Origin of the sequence: Variovorax sp. WDL1, assembly GCF_001541225.1 — a bacterium.
GTDB lineage: Bacteria > Pseudomonadota > Gammaproteobacteria > Burkholderiales > Burkholderiaceae_C > Variovorax.
Genome location: NZ_LMTS01000247.1, coordinates 24842 through 42493, shown reverse-complemented (window position 1 = coordinate 42493; position 17652 = coordinate 24842). Strand labels below are relative to the sequence as shown.

At 65.4% G+C, this 17652-nt stretch carries 16 protein-coding genes; 8 read left to right on the top strand and 8 right to left on the bottom strand.

Annotation, left to right across the window (positions count from 1 at the left end):
* The first annotated feature begins 244 nt into the window (after positions 1–244).
* Both efp and APY03_RS30530 read left to right on the top strand, forming a co-directional pair.
* Complete coding sequence (efp, locus tag APY03_RS30535) at positions 245–799, top strand: elongation factor P (protein WP_068683006.1); 555 nt, start codon at positions 245–247, stop codon at positions 797–799.
* Positions 800–980: 181 nt separating this feature from the next.
* Positions 981–1847, top strand: coding sequence for a TIGR00730 family Rossman fold protein (locus APY03_RS30530; RefSeq protein WP_068683004.1), 867 nt, complete (start codon positions 981–983; stop codon positions 1845–1847).
* A gap of 49 nt (positions 1848–1896) precedes the next feature.
* Here APY03_RS30530 and APY03_RS30525 read toward each other — a convergent pair whose 3' ends face one another.
* From APY03_RS30525 to pncB, 5 genes are read right to left on the bottom strand one after another with little or no spacing between them, the layout of a single operon-like run.
* Entirely contained in the window at positions 1897–3057 is a 1161-nt protein-coding gene (locus APY03_RS30525; protein ID WP_068683002.1) for an MFS transporter, read from the bottom strand.
* Positions 3054–4397, bottom strand: a complete 1344-nt coding sequence (locus tag APY03_RS30520; protein ID WP_102905466.1) for a DNA recombination protein RmuC — start codon at positions 4395–4397, stop codon at positions 3054–3056. The genes APY03_RS30525 and APY03_RS30520 overlap by 4 nt, the downstream gene beginning before the upstream one ends.
* 13 nt (positions 4398–4410) lie before the next feature.
* Positions 4411–5397 carry a 2-hydroxyacid dehydrogenase gene (locus APY03_RS30515; protein WP_068682998.1) on the bottom strand — a complete coding sequence of 329 codons (987 nt, stop codon included), beginning with the start codon at positions 5395–5397 and terminating at the stop codon, positions 4411–4413.
* A 2-nt stretch (positions 5398–5399) separates the two neighbouring features.
* Positions 5400–6830: a sodium:proton antiporter gene (locus APY03_RS30510; RefSeq protein ID WP_068682996.1), complete on the bottom strand. Its 1431-nt coding sequence runs from the start codon at positions 6828–6830 to the stop codon at positions 5400–5402.
* The gene (pncB, locus tag APY03_RS30505; RefSeq protein ID WP_068682994.1) at positions 6827–8038 is read right to left on the bottom strand and encodes a nicotinate phosphoribosyltransferase; all 1212 of its coding nucleotides are present in this window, start codon (positions 8036–8038) and stop codon (positions 6827–6829) included. Before pncB ends, APY03_RS30510 begins: the two co-directional genes overlap by 4 nt.
* 197 nt (positions 8039–8235) lie before the next feature.
* On the opposite strand from pncB, the gene APY03_RS30500 reads away from it, so the two are divergent.
* Both APY03_RS30500 and APY03_RS30495 read left to right on the top strand, forming a co-directional pair.
* A complete protein-coding gene (locus tag APY03_RS30500) occupies positions 8236–8469 on the top strand; it encodes a CsbD family protein (protein ID WP_068682991.1) in 234 nt (77 codons plus the stop codon).
* Positions 8470–8494: 25 nt separating this feature from the next.
* Complete coding sequence (locus APY03_RS30495) at positions 8495–8902, top strand: hypothetical protein (protein ID WP_068682989.1); 408 nt, start codon at positions 8495–8497, stop codon at positions 8900–8902.
* A gap of 52 nt (positions 8903–8954) precedes the next feature.
* Here APY03_RS30495 and APY03_RS30490 read toward each other — a convergent pair whose 3' ends face one another.
* On the bottom strand, positions 8955–9404 hold the full coding sequence (locus APY03_RS30490; protein WP_068682987.1) for an acyl-CoA thioesterase: 450 nt from the start codon (positions 9402–9404) through the stop codon (positions 8955–8957).
* A 59-nt stretch (positions 9405–9463) separates the two neighbouring features.
* Positions 9464–10405: a histone deacetylase family protein gene (locus APY03_RS30485; protein WP_443082855.1), complete on the bottom strand. Its 942-nt coding sequence runs from the start codon at positions 10403–10405 to the stop codon at positions 9464–9466.
* Between the two features lie 182 nt (positions 10406–10587).
* Between APY03_RS30485 and APY03_RS30480 the strand changes: the two genes are divergently transcribed.
* Positions 10588–11148: a phasin family protein gene (locus APY03_RS30480; protein WP_068682983.1), complete on the top strand. Its 561-nt coding sequence runs from the start codon at positions 10588–10590 to the stop codon at positions 11146–11148.
* Between the two features lie 145 nt (positions 11149–11293).
* Entirely contained in the window at positions 11294–12052 is a 759-nt protein-coding gene (locus APY03_RS30475; protein WP_068682981.1) for a 3-hydroxyacyl-CoA dehydrogenase, read from the top strand.
* On the opposite strand, the gene APY03_RS30470 is transcribed toward APY03_RS30475, so the two are convergent.
* On the bottom strand, positions 12000–12953 hold the full coding sequence (locus APY03_RS30470; RefSeq protein WP_068682979.1) for a YihY/virulence factor BrkB family protein: 954 nt from the start codon (positions 12951–12953) through the stop codon (positions 12000–12002). The genes APY03_RS30475 and APY03_RS30470 overlap by 53 nt on opposite strands.
* 91 nt (positions 12954–13044) lie before the next feature.
* On the opposite strand from APY03_RS30470, the gene dnaG reads away from it, so the two are divergent.
* Both dnaG and rpoD read left to right on the top strand, forming a co-directional pair.
* Positions 13045–14928 (top strand): DNA primase, encoded by a 1884-nt coding sequence (dnaG, locus tag APY03_RS30465; RefSeq protein WP_068683107.1) that lies wholly within the window; start codon positions 13045–13047, stop codon positions 14926–14928.
* A 314-nt stretch (positions 14929–15242) separates the two neighbouring features.
* Positions 15243–17582, top strand: coding sequence for an RNA polymerase sigma factor RpoD (rpoD, locus tag APY03_RS30460; protein ID WP_068682977.1), 2340 nt, complete (start codon positions 15243–15245; stop codon positions 17580–17582).
* The last annotated feature ends 70 nt before the right edge of the window (positions 17583–17652 follow it).

The window sequence follows — 17652 nt, the reverse complement described above, 5'->3', positions numbered from 1 at the left end:
CCGCCGGCACTCGCGCCGTGGCGGGCAGTGGCGGCCGCCGCACGCGATCGCCTGTTCGAGCAGGATGGCCTCCTGACCCGTTTGCGGCAGTTTGTCGCCCAAAAAAGTTAGAATTGCGGGCTTTGCGGATTTCCGGCCGGACCCTAGCCCAGGTGCCGCTGCATCCGCTGAACCCGCCGCGGTGAATGTGTCAGAGGATCCAGGCCCAGACACGCCGAGCGGCCAACATCCAGAAACCCTGACTATGAAAATCGCTCAAGAAATCCGCGCCGGCAACGTGATCATGCACGGCAAGGACCCGATGGTCGTGCTCAAGACCGAGTACAGCCGCGGCGGCCGCAATTCCGCCACCGTTCGCATGAAGCTCAAGAGCCTGATCGCCAACTTCAACACCGAAGTCGTGTTCAAGGCAGATGACAAGATGGAGCAGATCGTGCTCGACAAGAAGGAGTGCACCTACTCCTACTTCGCCGACCCGATGTACGTCTGCATGGACAGCGAATTCAACCAGTACGAGGTCGAGGCCGAGAACATGGGCGACGCGCTCAACTACCTCGAGGACGGCATGCCCGTCGAAGTGGTGTTCTACGACGGCAAGGCCATTTCGGTCGAACTGCCCACCAGCGTCGAGCGCGAGATCACCTGGACCGAGCCGGCCGTCAAGGGTGACACTTCGGGCAAGGTGCTGAAGCCCGCCAAGATCGCCACCGGCTTCGAGGTCCCCGTGCCGCTGTTCGTCTCGCAGGGCGATCGCATCGAGATCGACACCCGCACGGGCGAATACCGCAAGCGCGTCTGAGCGGCTCCCGCATTGCGTCAAGGCTCCTTCGGGAGCCTTTTTCTTGCGTACGCTCGGCCTCATGGACACCTCCCCTTGTCGAAGGTGACGGGCGTCACGGACGCTTCCGCGGGAGTTGCTCCAGGGATGCAGGCCGGGTCGTGCAGCGCGCACAATCCTAGGCCGATCTCCGCACCAGACCATGCCCAACAACGCACACGATCTTCACAACAAGCGCCTCGCCGACGCCTGGGCCACCCTCCAGGCCCATGCCGACAAGGGCCTTCCTCTCAACGCAGATCCCTCGCGACTCGCATTCGCCGACCCCGAGTTCCTGTTGCGGCGCGAAACGCGCGGGCTGCGCATGCAGCTCGAGCTGATGAAACCCGACCTCGAGATGCGTGCCCACGGCATCGAGAACACCGTGGTGGTGTTCGGCAGCGCGCGCTTCCGTAGCGAGGAGGAATCGGGCGCCCTGATCGCCCAGGCCGATGCCGCGGGCGACGCAGTGGCCGCAGCGCGCTGGCGCCGGCTGGCGCGCAGCTCGCATTACTACGAGAAGGCGCGCTCCCTCGGAAAGCTGATCGCCCAGTACAGCGACGACAAGGATCCGGAAGACAAGCTCTTCGTCTGCACCGGAGGCGGCCCCGGCATCATGCAGGCCGCCAACCGCGGCGCCTACGAGGGCGGCGGACTCTCGGTCGGCCTGGCCATCGCGCTGCCGATGGAGGAGGAGGCCAATCCCTACGTCACGCCGGCGCTGAGCTTCAAGTTCCATTACTTCGCGATCCGCAAGATGCATTTCATGATGCGGGCGAAGGCGCTGGTGGCGTTCCCGGGCGGCTTCGGCACACTGGACGAGCTGTTCGAGGTGATCACCTTGGTCCAGACCCGCAAGGCCCGGCCGGTCCCGATCGTGCTCTTCGGCTCGGACTACTGGAAGCAATTGATCAACTTCGACTTCCTGGCCGAGGAAGGCGTGATCTCGCCCGACGACGTGAAGCTGTTCGAGTACGTGGACACGCCGCAGGACGCGTGGGACGCGATCAAGCGCTTCTACAAGCTCTGACCCGGACCGCCGGGCGAGGGCTTGCCGGAGCACCTCGCCTTGGAGGGGCTCACGCCTTCAGCCCCCACACCGCCCGCGTTCCCAGCGCCACCACGCCGCCGGCGAGCCAGAACACGCCGCCGACGCCGATCAGCGCGCCGACCGACCCGAAAAGCATCGGCATGGCGACGCTGGAGGCGTTGATCGCCATGAGCCGCAGTCCGAGAGCTTCGCCGTGCCGCTCGTGCGGCGTGATCTGGTGCAGCATGCTCATGACCATCGGCTGCACGGCGCCAAGCGCGAAGCCCAGCACCACCGAGCAGATGCCCATCGCGAGCGCCGAGGACAGCAGCGGGTAGACCGAAAACACCAGCGCCGTGATCACGGACGACGTGGCGATCACGCCGCGCTCCGATGCGCGGGCGGCAATCAGCGGCAGCACGATGCGGATCACCGCCGCGGCGATGGCAAAGGCGCCGAGGATGGACCCGATGACCGACGCACCAAGCCCGCGCTCGTGGCCCAGGATGGGGAGCAGGAAGGCATGCACGTCCCAGCTGGAAGACTGCAGCCAGTTCACGAACAGCAGGCGCCGGAACATGCCTTGGCGCAACAGGTCCCAGGCACGCGGCCTGGCCCCGCCTTCCGCCGGCGCGATGGGCGGCAGCTCCTGCGTGCGGCGCGCGAAGAACCAGCCGGCGAATGGCAGCAGTGCGAGGGCGGCGAACGCGATCCGGAAACCCGGCAGGTCGGCGGGACTGTGGCCCGCATGGTCGATCAGCAGGCCGGCGCCGAAAGGGCCGACGAAGTTGGCAACCGCCGGGGCGATCGCCAGCCAGCTGAACACCTGCTTGAGTTGCACGGCATTGCTTGCCGCGCGCCCGACATGGCGCTGCAGCGCGATGACGGCCGCGCCGGTGGCGCCACCGGTGAGCAGCGCCGACAGGCACAGCACCGGGAACGAAGGCAGGACAGCCGCCAGCGCGGCCCCCGACGAGGCGGCGATCACCGACAGCATCAGCGGACGCTTGAGCCCGTGCCGGTCGGCAAAGCGCCCGGCCGGCAGTGCAAGGAACACCTGGGTGAGCGCGAACAGCGCGATCAGCAGGCCCACAGCCGCCGCGCTGTAGCCCTGTTGCAGCGCCAGCAAGGGCGCGCCGAGACGCATGCCCGTCATGGCCGCATGCAGCAGGATCTGCGCCGCGATCAGGCGCAGCAGTTCACCAGTCACGGGGCCAGCTCGCCGTCATCGCCGGCCGGCAGCAGAGCCTGCGACTGCGCCTCCGGGAGCGCCTCCACCTTGCGCAGGGCCAGGCGCATCTGCTTGGCGCGCGTGTCTGCCTTGTCGAGCGTGTCGGAGGCCTTCGCCACCTGCTCCTTGATGCGGGCCACCCATTCGCCATAGCGCTCGAACTCGGTCTTGACCGCGCCGAGCACCTTCCACACCTCGGAGGCCTGCTGCTCCAGCGCGAGCGTGCGGAAGCCCATGTGCAGGCTGTTGAGCATCGCCAGCAGCGTCGTCGGCCCCGCCAGCGTCACGCGGTGCTGGCGCTGGATGGCGTCCATCAGCCCGGGGCGGCGCAGCACCTCGGCGTACAGGCTCTCGACCGGCAGGAACAGGATCGCGAAATCGGTGGTGTGTGGCGCCGCAAGGTAGTTCTCGGCGATCGAGCGAGCCTCGGTGCGGATGCGCGCCTCCAGGGCGCGAGCTGCCAGCTCGGCAGCGCCCGCGTCGATGCGCTCGTGGGCATCGAGCAGGCGCTCGTAGTCATCGCGCGGAAACTTGGCGTCGATCGGCAGCCAGACCGGCGCGCCATCGCTGCCGCGACCGGGAAAGCGGATCGCGAAATCCACCCGCTGGCCGCTGCGCGGCTTGGTCTCGACCTGTCGGGCGTACTGCTCGGGCGTGAGCACCTGCTCGAGCAGGGCTTCGAGCTGCACCTCGCCGAACACGCCACGCGTCTTTACATTGGTCAGCACGCGCTGCAGGCTGCCGACGCCGACCGCCAGCGTCTGCATCTCTCCCAAGCCCTTGTGCACCTGCTCCAGCCGGTCAGCCACCTGCTTGAAGCTCTCGCCCAGCCGGGCCTCCAAGGTGCTCTGCAGCTTCTCGTCGACGGTCTTGCGCATCTCGTCCAGCTTGGCGGTGTTGCTTTGCTGCAGCTGCGCGAGCTGGGTTTCCATCGTCGCCCGCACCTCGGCCAGCCGTCGCGCATTCGATTCGGACAACCCCTGCAGCTGGGTATTGAGCGTGTCGGCCAGTGTCTTCTGCAGCAGGGCCAGCTGCTGTGCAAAAGCATCGATCTGGGCGTTCTGCGTGCGCGTGGCCTCGGCCCCCTGCTGCACCAGCGCCTGCTGGAAGGTGGCGAAGGCCTGGCTGGTCTCCTGCCGCGCGCCGCGTGAGGACTCGCCGATTTCGTGCCGCAGCTCTCGCTCGATGCGCTCGTTGGCCGCGCCAAGCGTGGCGACGAGGGTGCTGTGGTCGGGAGCTGGCGGCTTGCGCAGCAGCAGCCAGAGCAGCAGGACGATGTTGAGCGCCGCGAGGCCGATCAGGATCCAGGATTCCGGCAAAGGCATGACGGGTCTATTTGCCTCCCAGTACCACGGGATTGAGAGGGGTGACCGGTTTGCCGTGGACCAGGAACCCGACCAGGTTGTCCGCGGCCAGCTCGGCCATCGCGCGCCGCGTCGGGATGGTGGCGCTCGCGATGTGGGGCGTGAGCACGACGTTCGGGACCTGCAGCAGTGCCGGATGCACCTTGGGCTCACCCTCGAACACGTCCAGCCCTGCCGCCGCGATGCGCCTGTCGCGCAGCGCCTGCGCCAGTGCCGCATCGTCCACGATGCCACCGCGGGCAATGTTGACCAGCGTGGCCGTCGGCTTCATCAGCGCCAGCTCGGCGGCGCCGATGGTGTGATGCGAGGCCGGCGAGTAAGGAACCACGAGCACCACGTGGTCGGCGGTCTTCAGCAGATCTTCCTTGCTGGCGTAGCTGGCCTTGCACTCGGCCTCGAGCTGCGGGTCGAGCCGCGAGCGGTTGTGGTAAATGACCTTCATGCCGAAGCCGTGCGCGCCACGCCTGGCAATGCCCTGGCCGATTCGACCCATGCCGATGATGCCCAGGGTGGCACCGTGGATGTCGGAGCCGGCGAACATGTCGTAGCTCCACTTCTCCCACTTGCCGGCGCGCAGGAAATGCTCGCTTTCGGTGATGCGGCGCGCTGTGGCCATCAGGAGCGCAAAGCCGAAGTCCGCGGTGGTCTCGGTCAGCACGTCGGGCGCGTTGGTGGCGAGCACGCCGCGGGCGGTCATCGCATCGACATCGAAGTTGTTGTAGCCGACCGCCATGTTGGCGCAGATCTTCAGCTCGGGGCAGGCGGCCAGCACCTCGGCATCGATGCGCTCGCTGCCGGTGGTGAAGGCGCCCTGCTTTCCTTGCAGCTTCTGGATGAGCTGGGCCTTGCTCCAGTTCTGGTCGTCCTGGTTGGACTCGACCTCGAAATGGGTTTCCAGCCGGGCGATGGTTTCGGGAAAGACCGAACGGGCGACGAGGATCTTGGGTTTGCTCATGATCAACGGAAGAAGATGAAGGTGGAGAGGATGAACAGCGGCACCAGGATGGCGCCCGACCACATCATGTAGCCGAAGAAGCTCGGCATGCGCACGCCGCGGCTTTCCGCGATGGCCTTGACCATCAGGTTGGGCGCATTGCCGATGTAGGTGTTCGCGCCCATGAACACGGCGCCGGCCGAGATCGCGGCCAAGGTCGATGCATGGATGTTCATGAGTGCCTGCGCATCACCGCCCGCCGTGTTGAAGAACACGAGGTAAGTGGGTGCATTGTCGAGGAAGGAGCTCAGCACCCCGGTGGCCCAGAAGTACATCGCGGGATCGGGCTGGCCGTCGGACCGCGTCACGGCCGAGACGACGGCGCCGAAGGGCCCCTGGACGCCAGCCTTGAGCATTGCGATCACCGGGATGATGGTGAGGAAGATCCCGGCGAAGAGCTTCGCCACCTCCGCCATCGGCGCCCACCCGAACTGGTTATCGGAATGCACCTGCGGCGCGGTGATCCTGAGCGACAGCAGCGTGATCGCGACCAGGCCGACGTCGCGCACGATGCCCGGCAAACCCACCCGCGTCCCGTGGACGTCGAAGCTGATGGGCGATTTCCAGAGGCCGCTCATCAGCACCAGGCAGACGATTGCGCCCAACAGCCAGAAATTGGCGGCGCCATCGAAGCCGATGCGCCGCGTGTCGGGCGTGGGGTCGAAGGGCAGCACGCCCTCCTCGCGGTAGTACCAGCGGTCGAGCGCATGGAACAGCGCCAGCAGCACGCCGACGATGAACAGCGTCTCGGGCAGGATGTTGCGTGCCGTCCAGAAGAACTCCACCCCCTTCAGGAAGCCGAGGAACAGCGGCGGATCGCCCAGCGGCGTCAGCGAGCCGCCCACGTTGGAGACGATGAAGATGAAGAACACGACCACGTGCACGCGGTGCCGCCGGTTGTCGTTGGCGCGGATCAGGGGCCGGATCAGCAGCATGGAGGCGCCGGTCGTCCCCATGAGGCTCGCGAGCAATGCGCCGATCGCCAGGATCGCGGTGTTGAGGCCGGGCGTGCCGTGCAGGTTGCCGCGGATGTGGATGCCGCCGGCGACCACGAAGAGCGCCGTCAGGAGAATGATGAAGGGGACGTACTCGGCGAGCAGCGCATGCAGCAGCTGGGCGGCGGCCAGGCTCCCACCGTGGATGAACGCGAACGGCAGCAGGAAGGCCAGCGCCCAGCCCGCCGAAACCTTGCCGTAGTGGTGGTGCCAGAACGAAGGCACCAGAAGTGGCATCAGCGCGATCGACAGCAGGATGCCGGCGAAGGGCAAGCCCCACCACGCAGACAAACCGCCACCGTCGAACTCGGCAGCGACGGCAGTGGCAGGCAACAGGGCAGGAAGCGCAACGGTGACCAGCAGGCGGAAGAATCGGATCGGCGCGTACGAAGCTGTCATGCGGGCTGGGCAATCTCGAAGACCTGGCGCAGGTAGGCGAGGTAGCGCTCGTCGTCGCACATGTTCTTGGAAGGCGTGTCGGACAGCTTGGCCACGGGCTGGTCGTTGCAGCGGACCATCTTGATCACGATCTGCAGCGGCTCGTATCCCAGGTCATTGGTGAGGTTGGTGCCGATGCCGAAGGCCAACTGGCAGCGGCCGCGAAACTGCTGGTAGAGCTCTATGGTTCGCGGGACCGTGAGGCTGTCGCTGAAGATCAGGGTCTTGGTACGCGGATCGACGCGGTTGGCGACGTAGTGGGCGAGCATGCGCTCGCCCCATTGGAAGGGGTCGCCGCTGTCATGCCGGGCGCCATCGAACAGCTTGCAGAAGTACAGGTCGAAGTCGCGCAGGAAGGCGGTCATGCCATAGACGTCCGACAGCGCGATCCCCAGGTCGCCCCGGTACTCGCGTGCCCACGACTCGAAGCCGAAGACCTGGCTGTCGCGCAGGCGCGGACCGAGCGCCTGGCATGCCTGGAGGTACTCGTGCGCCATGGTGCCCAGCGGGATCAGGCCGAGCTTCATGGCATAGAGCACGTTGCTGGTGCCGGCTAACTGCGGCGATCTCTCCAGGCTGCGCTGCTGCGGCGAGGTCACGGGGCCGAGCCGGGCGCTGAGGGTACGCAGCACCTCCTCGTGCCAATCCTTCGAGAAACGGCGGCGGGTGCCGTAGTCGGCAATCTTCAGGTCCTGCAGCCCCTCTCCCTGCAACTGCGCCAGTTTGGTTTCGAGGCGCCGGCGGCCCTCGGCGATGTCGGGGCGGGGCTGGGTGCTCCGGAAGTAGACCTCGTTGACGATCGCCAGCACCGGGATCTCGAACAGGATGGTGTGCAGCCAAGGCCCCTCGATGCGGATGTCGAGCTCTCCCGAGGCCAGCGGAGTGATCTTGATGTACTTCTCGTTGAGGCGGAACAGCCCGAGAAAATCGACGAAGTCGCTCTTGATGAAGCGCATCGATCGCAGATAGCTCAGCTCCGCATCCCGGAACTGCAGCGAGCACAGGTGGCGAACCTCCTCGCGGATCTGCGAGGCGAACTGTGCCAGATCGATGCCGGCATTGCGGCACTTGAAGCGGTACTCCACGCGCGCGCCCGGAAAGTGGTGCAGCACCACCTGCATCATCGTGAACTTGTAGAGGTCGGTATCGAGCAGGCTGTGGATGATCATGATGATGCGGCGCGCTGGTGTCCTGTTTCTGCGTGCGTCCGATTATCACGGGGCACGTCGGCATGTGCCTACGGGCCCTTCCCCGAGCGTCCTACCGCTCGACCCGGGCCTGCAAGCCAGAGTCAACCTCACGCTGGCCAGCAAGCACACTTGGCAATCGGTCAGCGACAAAACCCTCATTTGAAGGAGATAGGTCAATGAACAAAGACACCATCGAAGGCAACTGGAAGCAGCTCAAGGGCAAGGTCAAGGAGCAGTGGGGCAAGCTGACCGACGACGACTTCGATGTCATCGCCGGAAAGCGCGACCAGTTGCTCGGACGCATCCAGGAACGCCACGGCATCAGCCGGGACGAAGCCGAAAAGCAGGTCAAGGACTGGGAGACACGCGAGGGCCGCACGCCCGAGGCGCTCTGGTTCGAGAAGTATTGATCTGTCAACACCAAGGAGTAAATCCATGAAAAAGCATCTGCTCATGCTCGCGATTGCCTCGTCGTGCCTCGTGGCCACGCAGGCCAGCGCGCTGACCCAGGACGAATACAAGGTCGCCAAGGAAAGGATCGAGGCGTCCTACAAGGCGGACAAGGCCAAATGCGATCCCATGAAGGACAACGCCAAGGATGTCTGCGAGAAGGAAGCCAAGGGCAAGGAAAATGTGGCCAAGGCTGAACTCGAGCAGCAATACAAGCCCAGCGACTCCAACGCCCGCAAGGTCGAGGAAGAAAAGGTGAAGGCCAAATACGACGTCGCGAAGGAAAAATGCGAAGACCTAAAGGGCGACGCCAAGAGCGCCTGCGAGAAGCAGGCCAAGGCAGACGAGACCAAGGCCAAGGCGGACATCAAGGCCATGCACGCGAAGAAGTGACGGGCGCCCGGCGCAACGTCCACAAAGAACGGCGCCCGCGGGCGCCGTTTTCTCATGCCTCTTCGATCACGAGCAGCTCGCCGACCACCGCCTGCAAGGCAGGCGGCAGCTTCACCGGCCGCTGCGTTGCCCGGTCGACATAGACATGAATGAAGTGGCCCTGTGCCGCAGCGGTCTCCGCGCCCTCGGCGAATAGCGCGACCTCATAGCGCACGCTCGAGCTGCCGATATGTGCGACGCGGACGCCTGCCTCGACCGTCTGCGGAAAGGCCAACGGCGCGAAGTAGTTGCACCCCGTCTCGACCACGAAACCGATGATCTCGCCGCGCTGGATGTCGAGGGCGCCGCGCTCGATCAGCAGCGCATTCACTGAAGTGTCGAACCAGCTGTAGTAGACGACGTTGTTGACATGCCCGTACATGTCGTTGTCGGCCCACCGCGTCGGGATGCTTCGGAAGACGCGAAAGGCGCTGCGGGGATGAGGGGTAGGTTTGGCTTTCATGCGAGTAGCTTCGCCTTCGGCTACGGTGGTATGAGCTTCGAAGCGCCCGTCTTTGCAGTTCACGGATGTCCTTTGGCCGCGGCATTCTGCCATCGCCGCCAGTAGGCGAAGGCCACGCGGAAGGTGCCGAGTTGCACCTGCACCGTTTCGGAGATGTCGCTGGCGTAGCCGCCGGCCATCGCGAACGCGAGAGGGATCCGGCGCTGCCAGGCGAAATCGAAGACACGCCTGTCGCGCGCCTCCAGGCCATCGAAGCTCAGCTTGAGGCGTCCAAGCCGGTCGCGCTCGAAGGGATCGGCGCCCGCCAGGTAGATCACCAAGCCGGGGGAGAAGCGCCGGTCGAGCTCGTCGAGCGCATGCTCGATGGCGGCCAGGTAGTCGACGTCGCCACAACCGTCAGGAAGTTCGACATCGAGGTCGCTCGCCTCTTTGCGGAAGGGGAAGTTCTTCTGGCCATGGATCGACAGCGTGAACACGCTCGGGTCCTCGCGAAAGATGCGCGCGGTGCCGTTACCCTGATGCACGTCGAGATCGATCACCGCCACCTGCAGCGTCGCGCGACCTCGCCGGCCCTGCTCCGCCTGCATGAGACGTGCCGCGACGGCGGCATCGTTGAACACGCAGAAGCCGCCGCCCCGATCGGGGCCCGCATGGTGGGTGCCGCCGGCCATATTGCCCGACACGCCTTCTGCCAGGGCCGCGCGGCAGGCGGCGATGGTGGCCCCGGTCGAGCGGCGCGAGCGCTCCACCATGGCTTCGCTCCAGGGAAAGCCGATCTCCCGCATGGTCTGGGCCTCGACGCTGCCGTCGCTGATGGCGGCAATCCATTGAGGCGTGTGGGCCAACGCGAGCTCGCCGTCGCTGGCACGTGGCGCCTCGAGCATTTCTATCTCGGGCAGGTGCCGCTCCATCTGCTCGCGCAGCAACACATAGCGCCCCATCGGAAACCGATGGCCGGGCGGTAGCGGCAAGACGAAGTGGCCCGAATAAAAAGCACGCATGGGCAACATTGTCGGGGACCGTTTTAGAAAGAGGCTTCTAAATTGCTGCAGAGCAGCAAAAACCACTTGGAGAGAGCCGCGCCGCTGCCTATACTTTGGCCATGCTGCGCCGCAACATAAATATGATGAAGGGGGGCAGCTCACCCCGGGGATCGTCCCCTTTTACCTAATGGAGCTTCCACATGGCACTGACCGCTGACCAAATCATCGCCTCCCACAAGGCCAACGTCGAAACGCTGTTCGGCCTCACCACCAAGGCCTTCGAAGGCGTCGAGAAACTGGTCGAACTGAACGTCACCGCCTCCAAGGCTGCCCTGACAGAGGCTGCCGGCACCACGCAAGCGCTGCTGAGCGTGAAGGACGCGCAAGAACTGCTGGCCCTGCAAGCCGGCCTGTTCCAACCCCTCGCCGAGAAGGCCGCCGCTTACAGCCGCCACCTGTACGAGATCGCCCAAGGCACCGGCGCCGAATTCAGCAAGGCCTTCGAAGTCAAGGCCTCTGAAGCGCAGCAAGCCTTCGTCGGTCTGGTCGACAGCGCCGCCAAGAACGCCCCCGCCGGTTCGGAAACCGCCGTTGCCGTGATGAAGAGCGCCGTGGCCGCCGCCAACAACGCCTTCGAGTCGGTCCAGAAAGCCGTCAAGCAAGCCTCGGACGTCGCCGAAGCCAACTTCCAAGCCGTCTCGAACACGGCCGTGAACGCCGCCAAGAGCACTGCCCAGACCGCTGCTCGCAAGCGCGCCTGATCAAGGATGAGCCCGCCTTCGAGCGGGTGATGATTGTCTCCTTGGGTCCTTCGGGATCCAATTCCAGGGCCCCATCTTCGGATGGGGCTTCTTTTTTTGCGCTCTATGATCGCCGGACGACACGTATTCTTGAGGAGCTGAGCACATGCAGATCGAAGGCAAGGTTTTCATCGTCACGGGCGGCGCTTCGGGCCTCGGCGAGGGCACGGCACGCATGCTGGCGGCCAACGGCGGCAAGGTGGTGGTCGCCGACATGCAGGCAGACAAGGGCGAGACGGTCGCCAAGGACATCGGCGGCGTCTTCGTCAAGTGCGACGTGAGCCAGGAAGCCGACGGCCAAGCCGCGGTGGCCGCCGCCCAGAAGCTGGGCAAGCTGGTCGGCCTGGTCAATTGCGCCGGCATCGCACCTGCCGAAAAAACGGTCGGCAAGAACGGCCCGCATGCACTGGCTGTGTTCAGCAAGACCGTCACCGTCAACCTGATCGGCAGCTTCAACATGATCCGCCTTGCGGCAGACGCAATGAGCAAGAACGAGCCCGAGGCCACCGGCGAGCGCGGCGTGCTGATCTCCACCGCCTCGGTCGCAGCCTACGACGGCCAGATCGGCCAGGCCGCCTACAGTGCTTCGAAAGGCGGCGTTGTCGGGATGACGCTGCCGATCGCCCGCGACCTCGCGCGCAACGGTATCCGCAACATGACGATTGCCCCGGGCATCTTCGGTACGCCGATGCTGTTCGGCATGCCCAAGGAAGTCCAGGACGCCCTGGCCGCCAGCGTGCCCTTCCCTTCGCGCCTTGGCACGCCGGAGGACTATGCCAAGCTCGCCAAGCACATCATCGAGAACGACATGCTCAACGGCGAGGTGATCCGACTCGACGGCGCGATCCGGCTGGCGCCGCGCTGACCGCCGCGATCTCGCCCGGAATCGGCGGTGCGCGGCCAGTGCGCTCCAGCCGCTCGTACTGCGCGATCACCTGGGCGCCGAAGAGCACCAGCGTGGCGGCGATCTCCAGGCTCAGCAGCACCACGATTGCCGTGGTCAGCGAGCCATACACCACGTTGACCTGCGACAGCGTGGCGAAGTAGAGCACCAGAACGCGGCGCGTGACCTCCCAGAGCAGCGCCGCGGTCACGCCGCCCAGCAAAGCGTGCCGCAGCCGCAGCCGGCCCACGGGCATCACGAGATAGAGCGACGTGAGCATGAAGATCTCACCGCCCAACCCGAGCAGATACAGCAGCGCCCCCGATACGCCCGAGAGTGACCAACTGCGGCCGAACAGCTCGACGCTTTCCTGCCCGATCACCTGCAACGCGCCCGCCACCAGGGTGACCAGCAACAGGCCGACGCACAGGCAGAGGATGTAGACATAGGGCATCACCGCCGAAATCAGGAAGTGCCGTGAATGGTCGGCCTTGCGGTGATGAAAGATCACCGCCATTGCGCTCTCGAGCACGGTGAAGGCGAGCGAGCTGAAGAAGATCATCGTCACCAACAGCACTGGCCCCATCAGGTCGCGATGCGCCAGGAAGTTCGACAGCTCGCCGACAATGGCGCGTGACTGGCCCGGCAGCAGCCATTCGAGGTAGCGGCCCACCGAGCTCAGAAGTTCCGCTTGGTCGATGAAGTGCGACATCGCGATCACGCTCAGGATCAGGATGGGCACGATCGACAACAGCGCGTAATAGGCGACCGCCCCCGCGAGCAGCAGGCCCTGGTTGGCCCGAAACGCCTTGACTGCCTCCCAGCCAAAGCGCAGAGGATGCCGCAGCAAGGGCACTGCGTGACGGACGGTACGGCGAATCATGCAGATGAGGCGCGGGATTCGAATCGGCCAGTATGCCGCCGGGGGGGCGTTCGCGTGAGGTCTTGCGTATGATTTGCCGCTCTCCGCCTACATGACCATCCCCGCCACTTTCATCCAGGAACTGATTGCGCGCGCCGACGTGGTAGAGATCGTCGGGCGCTATGTCCAGCTGAAGAAGGCCGGCGCCAACTTCATGGGGCTGTGCCCCTTCCACGGCGAGAAGTCACCCTCCTTCTCGGTCAGCCCGACCAAGCAGTTCTATCACTGCTTCGGCTGCGGGGCGCACGGCAACGCGATCGGCTTCCTGATGGAACATGCGGGAATGGGTTTCGTCGAGGCGGTGAACGACCTCGCCGGGCAGTATGGCCTGCAGGTGCCCGAAGACGACGCCTCGCCCGAGGAACGCGCCCGAGCCGCCGGACAGCGCCAGAAGCAGGCCACGTTGTCCGAGGTGCTCGAGAAGGCAGGCGAGGCCTACCGCAAGCACCTGCGCCAGTCGAAGACCGCCGTCGACTACCTCAAGGGCCGCGGCCTCTCGGGCGAGATCGCCCGGCAGTTCGGTATCGGCTACGCGCCGCCCGGCTGGCGCACGCTGGCCAGCGTGTTTCCCGATTACGACGACCCGTTGCTGGCCGAGAGCGGCCTGGTGATCGCCGGAGAGGCCGACGAAAACAGCGACGGCAAGCGCTATGACCGCTTCCGCGACCGGGTGATGTTCCCCATCCGCAACGTCAAGGGCGAATGCATCGGCTTCGGCGGCCGGGTGCTGGGCGACGAGAAGCCCAAGTACCTCAATTCGCCCGAGACCCCGGTCTTCAGCAAGGGTCGCGAGCTCTATGGCCTCTACGAAGCCCGCGCTGCCTTCCGCGAGCGCGGCTATGCACTGGTGACCGAGGGTTACATGGACGTGGTGGCGCTGGCCCAGCTGGGCTTCCCGAACGCGGTGGCGACCCTGGGCACGGCCTGCACCGCAGACCATGTCCAGAAGCTGTTTCGCTTCACCGAATCGGTGGTGTTCAGCTTCGACGGCGACGCCGCCGGCCGGCGCGCCGCGCGCAAGGCGCTCGACGGCGCCCTGCCCTACGCCACCGACGTGCGCAGCGTCAAGTTCCTTTTTCTCCCGGACGAACACGATCCCGACAGCTTCATCCGCGAATTCGGCGCCGACGCCTTCGCGCGTTTCGTGAGCGAAGCCACGCCGCTGAGCCGCTTCATGGTCGAAGTGGCGCGCGAGGGCTGCGACCTCGGCAGCGCCGAAGGACGTGCCCATATGGCCAGCAATGCCCGGCCGCTGTGGAGCACCCTGCCCGAGGGCGCGCTCAAGCGGCAACTGCTTACCGAGATCGCCGAGATGGTTCAGTTGAGCGCCCAGGAGCTTGGCGAGCTCTGGCTGCCTCCCGGGGCAGCCCGTCCCGCCGGCTCAGGTCCGCATGAGCGCCGCGAAGGAGGCCGGGCCCGGCCCCGGGAAGACCGCTACGGGTCCCGCGCTTCGCCCCCCCGTGCCCCTGCCCGCGGCCGCACCTTGCCGCCCGGCCGGCCCGACGTCGCCGCGCGCCTGCTGCTGTCGAGCATGGCGGAATGGGAGGCTCTGCCCCACGAGCTCCATGCCCTGCTGTGCGAACTCCCCGGCGAGCACGGACAGCTTTTCGCCTGGCTGGACAGCCAATTGCACGAACACGGGGTGCAGCCCTGGGCAGCACTGCGCGAGGGCCTGCGGGGTCTTGACTTCGAGACGCTGGCGCTGCGCGTCATGACCGGCCCCGATGGCGGGCCACTCGGCGACCCCGAGGGCGAGCATGCAGCGGAGGCCACGCGCGAACTGCGCAACGTGCTCGACTTCATGCTGGACGATCGGCTGAAGGCTCAACAGAGTGAGGCCATCGCCGCCGTCGGGAGCGATCCGCGGGCCCTTGAGCGCTACAAGGCCCTGGAAACGCGCCGGCTGGAGCTGCGCGCACGCCTGCATCCTAGGTAGGAACTGCTTGAAAAACGCGCAACACGCTATAATTTAAGGCTTCGCATGCAAGCGAAATAAGGCAAGAGCGACAGCAGCACCTCCGGGCCGACTCGATGCGCAACGCAATTTCCGATGAGTCCACGTCGGAATACGGGTCAAAAACCGCAAGGACTGCACACCAAATGTTCGCCCGACATCTTGTCTTTTGAAGCGCGTTCGAGGGTTGCCAGCGACCTTTTGTTCGCCCTTTCCGTTTATTTTGTGCTCCTGCCTGCGCCGGGCTGTTGGCGCCCGTGATTCTGTTGGTCCAATTCTTGTTGTACGAAGGTCTTATGCCCAGTTCAAAGAAGCCTGCCGTGTCCGCCGCCGACAAGCCGGTTGCAGAGAAACCGTTGAAAGCTGCGGCCCTGCCGGCAACTAAGACGGGTACCGCCGCGTCCAAGGCCACAGCCGCAACGAAAGTGAAAACCGTGCCCACCAAATCGTCCCCCACCGCCGAACCCAAGAAGACCACCGCAGCAGCGGTCGCCGCCGCGCCTGCCACCGCCGCTCGCAAGGTCGGCCGTCCGCCCAAGGCGGCCGGTGCCGCACCCGCCGCTGGCGGCGCCAAGCGTGGCCGCAAGCCCAAGGCCGCCGCTCAGGCGCCCGCCAGCGACGTCGATCTGTCCGACATCGAAGACGAGCTGGTCGGTGATGAGCCCGCCGCGACCGAAGAGAAGGTCAAGCCCCTGCGCATGAAGATCAGCAAGGCCAAGGAACGCGCCTTGATGAAGGAGTTCGGCCTCGACGAGACGGTACTGTCCGAAGAAGACCTGGCCAAGCGCCGTTCCCGCCTCAAGACCCTGATCACCCTGGGCAAGACCCGCGGCTACCTGACGCACGGCGAAATCTCAGACCACCTGCCCGACAAGCTGGTCGACGCCGAGACCATGGAAGTCGTGGTCACCATGCTCAACGACATGGGCGTGGCGGTCTACGAGCAGACGCCCGACGCCGAGACCCTGCTGCTGAACAACACGGCGCCTACCGCCACCACTGTGGAAGAAGCCGAAGAGGAGGCCGAAGCCGCCCTCTCGACGGTCGACAGCGAATTCGGCCGCACCACCGACCCCGTGCGCATGTACATGCGCGAGATGGGCACCGTCGAGCTGCTGACGCGCGAGGGCGAGATCGAGATCGCCAAGCGCATCGAGGGCGGCCTGATGGCCATGATGGAGGCCATCTCGGCCTCGCCCGCCACCATCGCCGAGATCCTGCGCCTGGGCCAGGAGATCCGCGAGGGCAAGGTCGTCATCTCCACCATCGTCGACGGCTTCTCGAACCCCAACGAGGCCGATGACTACGTGGCCGAGGAAGACTTCGACGAGTTCGACGAGGAAGACGACGACGACGGCAAGGGCGGCTCCAAGGCGCTGACTAAGAAGCTCGAGGAGCTCAAGAACGAAGCGCTGGCCCGTTTCGACCGGATCGCCGTGTTGTTCGAGAAGGTCCACAGGGTCTACGACAAGGAAGGCTACGGTACGCCGGCCTACCAGAAGGCGCAGCATGCGCTTTCGGAAGAGCTGATGACCATCCGCTTCACGGCCCGCACCATCGAGAAGCTGTGCGACCTGGTGCGCACCCAGGTGGACGATGTGCGCAAGAAGGAGCGCGAGCTGCGCCGCATCATCGTGGACAAGTGCGGCTTCCCGCAGGAAGAGTTCATCCGCGACTTCAGCGGCTACGACAAGAACGGCCACCGCGTGCCGTCCAACCTGCTCAACCTCAAGTGGGTCGAGAAGCAGGCGGCTTCGGCCAAGCCCTGGAGCGCCGTGCTGGCCCGCAATATCCCGCCGGTGCAGGAACTGCAGCAGAAGCTGACCGACATCCAGTCACGCGTGGTGGTGCCGCTGGCCGAGCTCAAGGACATCAACAAGCGCATGAACGAGGGCGAGTCCTCCTCACGCGATGCCAAGAAGGAAATGATCGAGGCCAACCTGCGCCTCGTGATCTCCATCGCCAAGAAGTACACCAACCGCGGCCTGCAGTTCCTGGATCTGATCCAGGAAGGCAACATCGGCCTGATGAAGGCGGTCGACAAGTTCGAATACCGCCGCGGCTACAAGTTCTCGACCTATGCGACGTGGTGGATCCGCCAGGCGATCACGCGCTCGATCGCCGACCAGGCGCGCACCATCCGCATCCCGGTGCACATGATCGAGACCATCAACAAGATGAACCGCATCAGCCGCCAGCATCTGCAGGAGTTTGGCTTCGAGCCCGATGCCGGCATCCTGGCCGCCAAGATGGAGATCCCGGAAGACAAGATCCGCAAGATCATGAAGATCGCCAAGGAGCCGATCTCGATGGAAACCCCCATCGGCGACGACGACGATTCGCACCTGGGCGACTTCATCGAGGACAGCAGCAACACCGCGCCGATCGAGGCTGCGATGCAGGCTGGCCTTCGCGACGTGGTCAAGGACATCCTCGACAGCTTGACGCCGCGCGAAGCCAAGGTGCTGCGCATGCGCTTCGGCATCGAGATGTCCACCGACCACACGCTGGAAGAAGTGGGCAAGCAGTTCGACGTGACGCGCGAGCGTATCCGCCAGATCGAGGCAAAGGCATTGCGCAAGCTCAAGCATCCCTCGCGTTCCGACAAGCTGCGCAGCTTTATTGATACGCTCTGATCCCCAGCGGATCCTCGAGCCCGAACGCCCGCTTTGCCTTCACAGGCGGCGGGCGTTCTCTTTGGCCGCG

Bases quoted from the DNA above. Each gene is read 5' to 3' on its own strand.
- rpoD (WP_068682977.1), top strand. From the start codon at position 15,243: ATGCCCAGTTCAAAGAAGCCTGCCGTGTCCGCCGCCGACAAGCCGGTT.
- efp (WP_068683006.1), top strand. From the start codon at position 245: ATGAAAATCGCTCAAGAAATCCGCGCCGGCAACGTGATCATGCACGGC.
- APY03_RS30490 (WP_068682987.1), bottom strand. From the start codon at position 9,404: ATGAAAGCCAAACCTACCCCTCATCCCCGCAGCGCCTTTCGCGTCTTC.
- APY03_RS30470 (WP_068682979.1), bottom strand. From the start codon at position 12,953: ATGATTCGCCGTACCGTCCGTCACGCAGTGCCCTTGCTGCGGCATCCT.
- APY03_RS30485 (WP_443082855.1), bottom strand. From the start codon at position 10,405: ATGCGTGCTTTTTATTCGGGCCACTTCGTCTTGCCGCTACCGCCCGGC.
- APY03_RS30500 (WP_068682991.1), top strand. From the start codon at position 8,236: ATGAACAAAGACACCATCGAAGGCAACTGGAAGCAGCTCAAGGGCAAG.
- pncB (WP_068682994.1), bottom strand. From the start codon at position 8,038: ATGATCATCCACAGCCTGCTCGATACCGACCTCTACAAGTTCACGATG.
- APY03_RS30480 (WP_068682983.1), top strand. From the start codon at position 10,588: ATGGCACTGACCGCTGACCAAATCATCGCCTCCCACAAGGCCAACGTC.
- APY03_RS30515 (WP_068682998.1), bottom strand. From the start codon at position 5,397: ATGAGCAAACCCAAGATCCTCGTCGCCCGTTCGGTCTTTCCCGAAACC.
- APY03_RS30510 (WP_068682996.1), bottom strand. From the start codon at position 6,830: ATGACAGCTTCGTACGCGCCGATCCGATTCTTCCGCCTGCTGGTCACC.
- APY03_RS30530 (WP_068683004.1), top strand. From the start codon at position 981: ATGCCCAACAACGCACACGATCTTCACAACAAGCGCCTCGCCGACGCC.
- APY03_RS30475 (WP_068682981.1), top strand. From the start codon at position 11,294: ATGCAGATCGAAGGCAAGGTTTTCATCGTCACGGGCGGCGCTTCGGGC.
- APY03_RS30495 (WP_068682989.1), top strand. From the start codon at position 8,495: ATGAAAAAGCATCTGCTCATGCTCGCGATTGCCTCGTCGTGCCTCGTG.
- dnaG (WP_068683107.1), top strand. From the start codon at position 13,045: ATGACCATCCCCGCCACTTTCATCCAGGAACTGATTGCGCGCGCCGAC.